Origin of the sequence: Streptomyces sp. NPDC001093 (assembly GCF_040298985.1) — a bacterium.
In the GTDB taxonomy this organism is placed as follows: domain Bacteria; phylum Actinomycetota; class Actinomycetes; order Streptomycetales; family Streptomycetaceae; genus Streptomyces.
Genome location: NZ_JBEPBF010000222.1, coordinates 1 through 9,277, shown reverse-complemented (window position 1 = coordinate 9,277; position 9,277 = coordinate 1). Strand labels below are relative to the sequence as shown.

The 9,277-nt window shown below is 68.5% G+C and carries 9 protein-coding genes and 4 pseudogenes; 7 read left to right on the top strand and 6 right to left on the bottom strand.

Annotated features, from left to right (window positions below):
- Positions 1-388 (top strand): hypothetical protein (locus ABT288_RS48225; protein ID WP_351622963.1); only part of this gene is annotated, 388 nt, incomplete at its 5' end.
- A gap of 117 nt (positions 389-505) precedes the next feature.
- Positions 506-694 (top strand): annotated as a pseudogene (locus ABT288_RS48220) (ISL3 family transposase); the annotation flags it as partial.
- 8 nt (positions 695-702) lie between these two features.
- Here the strand turns inward: ABT288_RS48220 and ABT288_RS48215 are convergent.
- The 3 genes and pseudogenes from ABT288_RS48215 to ABT288_RS48205 all read right to left on the bottom strand — a co-directional run bounded on the left by ABT288_RS48215 (position 703) and on the right by ABT288_RS48205 (position 2,491).
- Positions 703-1,170 (bottom strand): SUKH-3 domain-containing protein, encoded by a 468-nt coding sequence (locus tag ABT288_RS48215; RefSeq protein WP_351622961.1) that lies wholly within the window; start codon positions 1,168-1,170, stop codon positions 703-705.
- Between the two features lie 137 nt (positions 1,171-1,307).
- Positions 1,308-1,553, bottom strand: a pseudogene (locus ABT288_RS48210) (alpha/beta fold hydrolase); the annotation flags it as partial.
- A 23-nt stretch (positions 1,554-1,576) separates the two neighbouring features.
- On the bottom strand, positions 1,577-2,491 hold the full coding sequence (locus ABT288_RS48205) for an NADP-dependent oxidoreductase (protein ID WP_351622958.1): 915 nt from the start codon (positions 2,489-2,491) through the stop codon (positions 1,577-1,579).
- Between the two features lie 807 nt (positions 2,492-3,298).
- Between ABT288_RS48205 and ABT288_RS48200 the strand changes: the two genes are divergently transcribed.
- Both ABT288_RS48200 and ABT288_RS48195 read left to right on the top strand, forming a co-directional pair.
- Positions 3,299-3,676: a hypothetical protein gene (locus ABT288_RS48200; RefSeq protein WP_351622955.1), complete on the top strand. Its 378-nt coding sequence runs from the start codon at positions 3,299-3,301 to the stop codon at positions 3,674-3,676.
- Between the two features lie 1,057 nt (positions 3,677-4,733).
- Positions 4,734-4,979 (top strand): hypothetical protein, encoded by a 246-nt coding sequence (locus ABT288_RS48195; protein ID WP_351622952.1) that lies wholly within the window; start codon positions 4,734-4,736, stop codon positions 4,977-4,979.
- A gap of 116 nt (positions 4,980-5,095) precedes the next feature.
- Here the strand turns inward: ABT288_RS48195 and ABT288_RS48190 are convergent, their stop codons facing one another.
- Positions 5,096-5,791 carry an NADPH-dependent F420 reductase gene (locus ABT288_RS48190; RefSeq protein WP_351622949.1) on the bottom strand — a complete coding sequence of 232 codons (696 nt, stop codon included), beginning with the start codon at positions 5,789-5,791 and terminating at the stop codon, positions 5,096-5,098.
- A gap of 73 nt (positions 5,792-5,864) precedes the next feature.
- Between ABT288_RS48190 and ABT288_RS48185 the strand changes: the two genes are divergently transcribed.
- On the top strand, positions 5,865-6,245 hold the full coding sequence (locus tag ABT288_RS48185) for a winged helix-turn-helix transcriptional regulator (RefSeq protein WP_351622947.1): 381 nt from the start codon (positions 5,865-5,867) through the stop codon (positions 6,243-6,245).
- Positions 6,246-6,250: 5 nt separating this feature from the next.
- Here ABT288_RS48185 and ABT288_RS48180 read toward each other — a convergent pair.
- Together ABT288_RS48180 and ABT288_RS48175 are read right to left on the bottom strand one after the other, a co-directional pair.
- Positions 6,251-6,433, bottom strand: a pseudogene (locus tag ABT288_RS48180) (transposase); the annotation flags it as partial.
- Between the two features lie 836 nt (positions 6,434-7,269).
- Entirely contained in the window at positions 7,270-7,653 is a 384-nt protein-coding gene (locus ABT288_RS48175) for a transposase (RefSeq protein ID WP_351622944.1), read from the bottom strand.
- A 706-nt stretch (positions 7,654-8,359) separates the two neighbouring features.
- Between ABT288_RS48175 and ABT288_RS48170 the strand changes: the two genes are divergently transcribed.
- Together ABT288_RS48170 and ABT288_RS50465 are read left to right on the top strand one after the other, a co-directional pair.
- Complete coding sequence (locus tag ABT288_RS48170; protein ID WP_351622941.1) at positions 8,360-8,869, top strand: hypothetical protein; 510 nt, start codon at positions 8,360-8,362, stop codon at positions 8,867-8,869.
- Positions 8,870-9,047: 178 nt separating this feature from the next.
- Positions 9,048-9,277: pseudogene (locus ABT288_RS50465) on the top strand (hypothetical protein); the annotation flags it as partial.

The following is a 9,277-nucleotide window of genomic DNA, read 5'->3' as shown; positions in this document are numbered from 1 at the left end:
CGCCGCGCGGGGCCGGGGATACGACGTCGTCGCGCACCAGCAGCCGGCGATGCCCGAGCAGCTGCTCGGGCCCCCGGCCACTGACCCCGAGCACGACGACCAGGAGCCGGAGGCCGAACCTCGGGAGGCGGTCGACATGACGGCGCTGCGGGCCTTGCGGGCGTCCCGCACGGACGTGGAAGCCCTCGACCTCACGGCCGAGCGGCTGCGCCACCTCCGGGTCGCGTTCACCAAGGCGGCTGACGCCTCCCGCGCTCGCACGGACCGCGACGCCGAACAGGACGATGCCGATGGAACGCACCCGGTGCACCCGGTGCGCGAGGACGACCAGCGGGCGCACCGCCCGCAGGAGCCCGGACCCCACCGCGGCCGGGAGGCCGGCCACTGAGCGCACCGATGCCGCGCACCCGATGCCGTGGTGCGCACCGACGATGCCCGGCATCCACTCCACTGCGTGAGCATCCGCCAACCTGAAGTCGCAGGCCAAAGGGCTGGCGTGACCGGTCTGCCCGGCCTCCACACACTCGCCGCTGGTATCGACCGAGCCCGCGACGCTGTCATCGCCGGTCTCACCCTGCCCTGGAATTCGGGTGTCGTAGAGGGCCACGTCAACCGGATCAAGATGCCTAAACGGAAGATGTTCGGCGGTGCCGGATTCCTGCTCCTCCGAAAGCGAGTACCGCTCTACGGGTGACCGACGCGTCAGGACGGCTGTCCCGCTGGCTCGTACCCCTCATCGATTCGGCGAGGAGCCACGCCGAGAACCAAGTTCTCCATGGCGTGAGGCATCGGTCCGAAGCTGGCGACCCAGGTCGCGACGACATAGATCACGCCCACTTCATCGATGCCCAGGAAGAACCGGCCGTGGTCCAGCTCGCCGAGCGGGTAAAGACGGCGCCCGATCGCTTCGCCCCACTCCGTGAATCGGTCATCCTCGCCCCAGGCCAGCTCGGGGTCCAGCTCGAATGGCGTGCGTGCACAGCTGATCCCTGGTCCGCTGACGTTCACAGTCAAACCGCCGAACTCTTGCAGGAAGGCTTCCGCAGCGTCGTGCGTGGAGAGGGCGACCGCTTCGAACATGGATCGCCAGCGGGCCGTGTCTACCTTCCGTCCAGGCGTCCATCCCGACGCCTTCAACACCTCATCTACCTTTGGCGACCAGCTACTCATCTGGGGCCCCGACTCCTCAGCTATGGGTGAGCAGCGATCATCTCAGCGGCCGACGTCACTGAACAGTGTGTGACCGCTTCATGGAAAGCGAGCCAGAACCCGTGTTTCGACAGCACTGGGCGCCGCTGGGGGGTGCGTCAGGTGGGCAAGGCAGCGAGCCAGGCGGTCAGGAGTCGGTTGACCTCGTCGGGCCGTTCTTGCTGGATCCAGTGGCCGCAGCCGTCGAGGAGGTGGGAGGAGACCAGGCTCGGCAGCGTGACCGGGTACTCCTTGATCGCGTAGGCGAGCCGTGTCGTGGAAGCGTCCAGGCTGCCGCCGATGAACAGGGACGGCTGGGTGATGGGGGCGCCGTCGAAGGCGGCGAGGTCCTCCCAGTCGTGGTCCTATCGGGCGGTGCCCGGTCGGGTCATGGCAGGGTGAGCACGATCTTCTTACCGCCGGCCCGTCCGGATACCACCCGGCCAAACGCAGCCGGTCCCTCACTCAGCGGCAGGGGTTGCGGTGCGAGTTTCAAGGTTCCCTCGGCGACCTGCTCCGCCATCTGGACAAGCTGCGTGGCGTTGGGCTCGAGGTAGAGGTCCCAACTCGTGATGCCTCGTTCCTCCGCAGGCGCGTCGGAGGTCAGGGAGCACAGTCGTCCGCCGTCCCGCACCAAAGGCAGCGCGGCGTCCGCCGTGCCGGTGGCGATGGTGAGGGCGGCGTCGAACCCGCCGCGTACCTTGGCCGGCCAGTTCGGGTCGTGGTAGTCGACGACCTCCATCGCTCCCAGACCGAGCAGGCGCTGTGTGGCGGCAGCAGAGGCGGTCGCGGTCACCTCGATGCCCTTGGCCGCGGCGAGCTGGATGGCCAGGGCGCCGGTGGCCCCGCCTCCGTTGGTGATCAGGAGCCGCTGTCCTCGGCTGAGGTCCAGCTTCTCCAGGGCCTGCCACGCGGTGAGTCCGTTGACCGGCAGCGCCGCCGCGTGCACGGCGTCCAGCCCGGGTGGGCAGGCCGCCGTGTGATCCGCGTTGATCAGAACGCGTTCGGCCCAGAAGCCGCTTCCCCCGGGCAGTGGGGCCTCGTGGGCGAGCACCCGGTCGCCCACGGCAAACCCGGTGACACCCGCGCCGACGGCCAGTACCTTGCCCGCGCCCTCCACTCCCAGTGCCGCCGGGGGGCGCAGTCCCACGTCCCAGCCGGCGCCGTTGAGCAGTTCGTCCCACGGGCCGACACCGGCCGCTTCAACCGCCACCAGGATCTGACCGGGCCCGGGCGATGACGGTTCGGGCAACTCCAGCAGGGCGGCTTCCTTCTCGGCCCCGGATACTCCGCACGCCTTCACAGCAGATCTTTGTCCTCTCACTCAGTCCGGCCGACCAGGAGGTACGAGCCGGAAATCCACAGCAGGCAGCAGTGTCGATCTCGGGATCCCTGCAGAGGTCGCTCGTGGTGTCAGCCGCATTGGTGCCGAGCCTATGCAGCAGTGGTCCGGACATGTGGTCCATTTGAAGAGTGTCTGACTGGGCCAATCGTGGGATAGATCTGCACCTGGACCTTGGGTCGGGTCAGGGCGTACTGCTCATCCGACACGATCCACAGCGACGAACCGGACGCTCCACTCCCGTCTCAGACATGGCGATCAGCGCCCATCCACCTCATTTCCGCATGCCGTGATTCAACTTCAAGACGGCTGCGGAGCCGCGATGTCGGGGTGCGTCAGTGCCGGCGGAGCGGATGCGGTTGGCACGGGTGCGCCGGTCCCCGAGCCTCTGTGCGCCTGGGGGTGGGCGGTAGGCGAATCTCCGGGTGGGGCAGCATGTGCCCAGTTGTCGCTCGTTCGTGAGGGGACGTCATGGGTTCCATCCGCCGCGCCGTGCCGCCGGGGCTGCTCTCCTTCCTGCTGCTGGCAGGTTGTTCATCGGGCTCACACTCCGAGGCGGACACCTCAGGGAAGGGCGGAGCGGCGGCGGGGCCCTCTGAGAATGCCGTACCAGCAGGTACGACGAAGATCCCGGTGGGTGCGGGGCCGCAGACGACGTACACGGTGCAGTAGCAGCAGCCGCCGCCCGCAGGCAGCTGTCACTACTGGTACGAGAAGGGCGAGCCCCTCGAGGACCGGTCGTGCACGCCGGGTGCGATCTCGCCGGCGGTGACGCAGGCGAACTTGACGTCGACGGCCTGCGCCAAGGGCGGCTACACCAAGGGGGTTCGCCCGCCGGCCTCTGTCACCGGCAAGGAGAAAAGGCTCAACGCCGCCTCCTACAGCTACACGGGCAGCCTCAAGGATGCCGAGTACGACCACCTGCTTTCCCTGCAGCTCGGGGGCGACCCCAACGACACCCGCAACTTGTGGGCGGAGCCCGCCGATCCGGGACACAAGCCCGGCGGCGGCATCAACAACAAGAAGGACCCCGTGGAGACGAAGCTGCACACGGCCGTCTGCTCGGGGAAGGTCACCCTGGCGGCTGCGCAGCAGGCCATCGTTACTGACTGGACCACCGCGCTCAGCAGGCTGGGCCTCGGCTGAGGACTCCTGCTTCTGCTTCACGAATGGGGTGCGCGTCGGCCGGCGGTGTGGGACCGTGGGGCTGGCTGGCCCGTCGCTCTCCCCCGTAGCGGCGGGTCCAGTCCTCGTTCAGGGGGCGGCGACTCGCCGACCCGTTCGACTTGTCCGGCCGCTGGGCGCTCCGGCTTCCCAGTGCAGGGGGCCGCCGTATCCGCTCGCATGCGTGGGTCTGGCAGCCTGCGCACAGCTGAGCTGCTCTAGCATCAAACCCCTTTGCGCGGCAGGTAGTTTGGCGAGTTCCACCCGTACGAGGAGGGGTCTCACCTGCGACTAAACCGCAGGGCGGTGTGGCCTACGTCACGAACTGACAATGTGGCCGGCACCTGGCCGACCAACTGCGCGAACTCACCAGCCACTGATCGCACACAGCCGCAGAAGGGAGCCCACCCAGGGCGCCGTCCTCGCCCGGGAAGGCTCCCTTCGCTGTGTCCCCAGAAGGGACCCGCCCGTGACCACACCCACACCGGCCGCCGACCCACCACCCCGCTCCCGGCGCGGCCCGTGGGCCAGCAGGCAGCGCCGAGCGGCCGCCGGACACTTCCTCCGCGGTCCCGCCTACGGCGCCGGAGTGGCCGCCGCCAGTCTGCTCAGCTACTGGATCGAGAACCATCCCTGGCCCCGCCACTGGGCCGGCCGATACGCGGGCATGGACGGACCGGTATCCGGCCGGCGCCGTTGCCGCGCTGGCACCGACTCATGGCGCGCGGGCCCCAGCCCGGCTGCCGCAGGTGAAGTCGGTCTTGAGCCGGAGCTGGGGCCCGACAGGCTCGGAGACCAGAGCTGAACACCGAGCACATCTACCCAGGCGAGCGTTTCCAGTATGGGTTTGACCGAGAAGGGCGTCACCTGGTGACGGCCTGATGGGCCAGGCTCCTCTCCGAGGGCGAAGCCCGGCCGACTGCGGGCATTACACCGACATGCCCACAGTCGGCCTGCCGATCTTCTGCCTGATCACGTCGGTCCTGCTCGTTCGCCAGGGCGGCTGATCGGGCTGCGCGGGCCTGGCAGGACAGTGGGCATGGCGAATGAGACGGCGACGCACGACGAGCGGCTGCGGGACCTGGAGGCGGAGGCGTTCCGCACTGGCCGGACGCAGCTGACGAAGATCCGTGAGCAGCAGCGCACGGCGTTCGGGAACATCGATTCCCTCGCCAACGCCGTCGGCGCGCCGGGAGAGCGGTCGATCACCGACCGTCTGGACACGATTGAACGGGTCCTGTCTGCTCTCGCCCGCGTGCAGGGCGTCGACCCGGACACTGTCTGAACCAGCTGGTCTTCCTGAGGCTGTGGCCCGCGAGCACCTGGTGTGTTCGCGGGCCACAGCCGTATGTGTGCAGGTCAGACGTTTGGGCGCGGTGTTTCCGTGTCCCCGCTCTGCTGCTATGAGAACTCCTGACGGAAAGCCCCCGTGCCGCCTTCCGTTTCCTGGTGGCTCGGTCCGGCCGCGTATGCCAGCGGAGGTGCGATTGCCTGGGCATCCGCTCCCTCGCCGACCCACAGGGCGATGAACAGCGCAGCGGTCGCTTCCAGGAGTCCCGCACGTTCGAGACCGCCGCCGGCCACGGGTTCGCAGCCGACGTCCCGCACCAACTCGCGTACGCGCGCGAGGGCTGTCTCGTCGTCCCCGCAGACCGGTACGGCCAGTGGTCGCCCGTCGAAGACGGGCGGCCGCATGCGCCAGACGTCCTCGTGGCAGAGGTTGAAAGCCTTGACCACGTGGGCTCCTGGCGCCGCCGCGGCCAGTTGCTGCGCGGCTGAGGAGCCTCCTTCCGTCAGCAGCCGGAAGCCCGGCCCGACCGGGTTGGAGCAGTCGATCAGCACCTTGCCCTCCAGAGCCACGTGCAGGTCCCGAGCCACGTCTGCTCCCGCCCCGAAGGGCAGCGCGGCCAACACCGCCTCACCGAACTCGGCCGCCCCGCGCAGACTGCCAGGCTTCACGCTGCCTCCGACGCGCGTCGCGAGCCGCTCCGCCTTGTGTGCGTCCCGTCCCCCGATGGTCACCTCGTGCCCGGCCCGCACCCAGTGGGTGGCGAGCGCGTCGGCCATGTTGCCAGTTCCCAGTACGCCGATTCTCATCACACGTTCCCTCTCTGTGCCTGCTTCGCCGTTCACACCGACGCTAGAAGGCGGTTCGGGCACCATTTGGTACGTGACGACCGACGCCTTCCTCGCCGACTGCCGTGCCCGCCTCGCCTTCGACCTGCTCTCCAACACCTGGAACGCCGTGGTGCTCTGGGCGCTGCGCGACGGCCCCAGGCGCCCCGTCGAACTACGGGAGCGGATCGGGGGCATCAGCTCCAAGGTCCTCACCGAGACTCTGCGCCGGCTGCAGTTCAACGGACTGGTCGACCGGCTGGCAGACCCCGACGCACCATCACGGGTTGAGTACCAGCTCACCGCTCTGGGTCGGACCGTGCTGGCGCCCATCGACGCCGTCGGCGCCTGGGCCTTCGAATACGGCGATGAGGTTATGGCCGCCCAGGAAGCAGCATGCACTCCTGATCCGCAGTCACCTCGTCCAACTTGCTAGGCGGGTCAACAGTGTGAGCGCAGACGTCGCCGGCAGATGAGTGCACATCCCAGGGCGAGGAAGGCTTCGTGGATGTCGTCGCGGATCTCCCAGCGGATCCGCAGGCGGCGGAACCAGTGCAGGTGGGCGAATGCGCGCTCCACGACCCAGCGTTGGGTACCCAGACCGGAGCCGTGGCCCGTCGCCCTCCGGGATCTTCTGGGCCGGCTGTGACACGGAACTGCTGCGCACAAGCCGCTCGTGGAAGCCACCGACCCGGTACGGGCCGCCGCTGTGCCCGGACTGCGCAGCCCTGGAACGCCATGCGCAGTCCCAGAAATGGCAGCATGCGGGCATGCTGCGGTCCCGGATCGTCGCGGAGGCCCGCGTGCGGGGGCGGGCCAGCCACCGGCGCGCGGCGGCCGAGCTGGTACTGGCCTACCCACCGCCCCAGCCAGAACGTCAGGCGCGGCAGCGATGCAGACCGCCAGGAAGGAGTCTGGCGCGGCTGGGAGAACGCCCGGACGATCCGCAACCGAGTGATCGCCGCCGCCACCAACGACGCCATGGTGAAACTCACGGTCGGCGAAGCCTCGATGCTGGCGTACACCGCGCTGAGGGTTGCCGACTGGACACAGCCCGCACCCGCGACATCGTCGACCCGATCACCCACGAACCGGGACTCGAGCTGCTCACCCGCTTGAATCCCTTCGGCGCTGGTGGTGTGGCGTTCGTAGTCGCGTACCAGGCGGCGGGGGGCGCATCAGCTGGGCGAAGTGGCGCTCGACGATCCACCGCTTGGGCAGCACCACGAAGCCACGCATGTCGTCGCTGCGTTTGACGATCGCCAGGGCCAGGGAGAACGCGGCCAGGCAGTGCTCGACGAGGCTGCCGGTGTAGCCGCCGTCCGCCCAGACGAGGCCAACCGGTGGTGCGCGCCTGCCACTTGCTCAAGCAGCACCCGGGCGGCGGTTCGGTCGCCGAGGTCCGCGGCGGTGACCATCACGCCCAGCAGCAGGCCAAGGGTGTCGACCACGACGTGCCGCTAGCGCCCGTTGACCAGCTTGCCGCCGTCGAAGCCGCGACTGTCCGATCCGACGAAGGCATCAGCCTTGACCGACTGTGAGTCGATCATCGCAGCCGTCGGTTCCGGATCCCGGCCCACCTTCTCGCGGACCTGTCCGCGCAGCCGGTCGTGGAACTCCCTGACCAGGCCATGGTCACGCCAGCGGCGGAAGAATGCATGGACCCGGTCCCACGGCGGAAAGTCCCAGGGCATCGCCCGCCGCTTGATCCCGTTGTCCACGAAATACCGGATCGCATCGAGCATGGCCCGGTGGCAGTACGCCTCCGGCCGGCCGCCCCGGCCACGCAGCCAGCCCGGCACCGGCAGCAGCGGCCGGACCACGGACCACTCCGCGTCCGTCATGTCCAAGGGATACCGCCGAACACGTTCCGGATGACCGGCGGCAGGCCCGACCGGTGAGCGACACAATCACACGTCGGTGCAGCCGAGTTGAGCTCCACCTGCGCGAGCACGTACAACTGCCGCAACAGGGTCTCCCGGATCTCGGTTGGCTTCGCAACCCCCAGCTACCAAGAGGCCCTGTTCTCATGCCCGCGGCCAGCAGCAATCACTCGATCGAGACTCCCCTTCGACGCGCACCCCTCAAGATCGGAACGACAACAGCTCTCCGCGATCGGCATGTGCTGGACGTAGGTGCCTACGGTGCTGACGCAGGTGGCGGGACCGGGATGAGCGCTTCCTTGTCGGCGGATCAGCGCCCGATAACCAGGGCAATGGGCACCCCAGACAGCCGTGTTACCTTCTCGTGCCGCCTTCTCAGGCTGGTCACAGACTTGATCCAGAAAGAGGCAGAATGCGCCCGTTGCGGTTCCTCACCGCCACCCTTGCCTGCACCGCACTCACCGCACTCGCGACGGGGTGCGGGTCCCATACCGCGGCCTCCGCCACAGTGGGTGGTACCCCCGCGGCGCCCTCAACCGCGCCGACCTCGCAGCTCACCGGTCTCACCGCCCAGCAGATCTCCGACAAGGCGGAGAATGCACTGAAGCATGCCTCGTCGCTGACCATAACCCTCGAATCGAAGGGAAACGGCAAAACGAGCGGCACCATGAGGATGGACCGGGTGGGCCACTGCGACAACCGGCTGAGCATGGGCGCCCAGGGAAGCTTCCACATGACCAAGTCGGACGGGCAGGTCCTGATGCAGCCCGACCAGGCCATGATCACAGCAATGGGCGTCCCCGCCGCCGCGAGGAAGCGGCTCGCGGGGAAGTGGCTCGACCTCACATCCTCGGCGGACATGAAGGACCTGGCGAAGTTCTGCGACCTGAACGCCTTCCTCAAGGAGGTAGCGACGGACGACAACGAAACCGACATCGCCAAGTCCGGCACCGCGACGATGGGCGGAGTGCCAACGGTGGTACTGAAGGGCCGTGACACCGACGGCTCGCTGATGTACCTCTACGTGGCAGCGACCGGCACGCCGTATCCGCTGAAGATCGCAAGGCCTACGGGCAAGGACGCCGGCACGGTGCTCTTTTCCCGCTACGACGACCCCGTCACCGTCCAGGCTCCGCCGAAGGACCAGATCATCGGCGTCTCACAGCTGACGAGCTGATATCCGCCGTCACAGGGTCAGGCCTCACGCGTCGTCGACACGAGGTGGACTCCGTGGCCGCGAACGCGAAACACTGCAACAGTAGGGCCTCCTGGGGCTGCTCGTGGCTTCAACAACCTCCGAGCTACCAAGAGGCCCTAATCCGTTGCCAAGGGCGTTCCGAAGGAGCGGTTGGATCTCGGGATGTTCGAGTGCGGACCGCGACACCTCGTGGCTGCCGGGTGGGCAAACGCCTCGCTTTAGACAGCGTGCGCGGTCCTGGTGCTCATTGCGGCGACGTCCAGTGCCGACGAGCGAGGCCGACGTCTCCGCGGTCGCCGACCCGGCCACCGGCGTGGCGGTCTACGACACCTACGGCGGCTCCGGCTGGGCGGTCTACGGCGGCACCAGCGCCAGCTCGCCGATCAT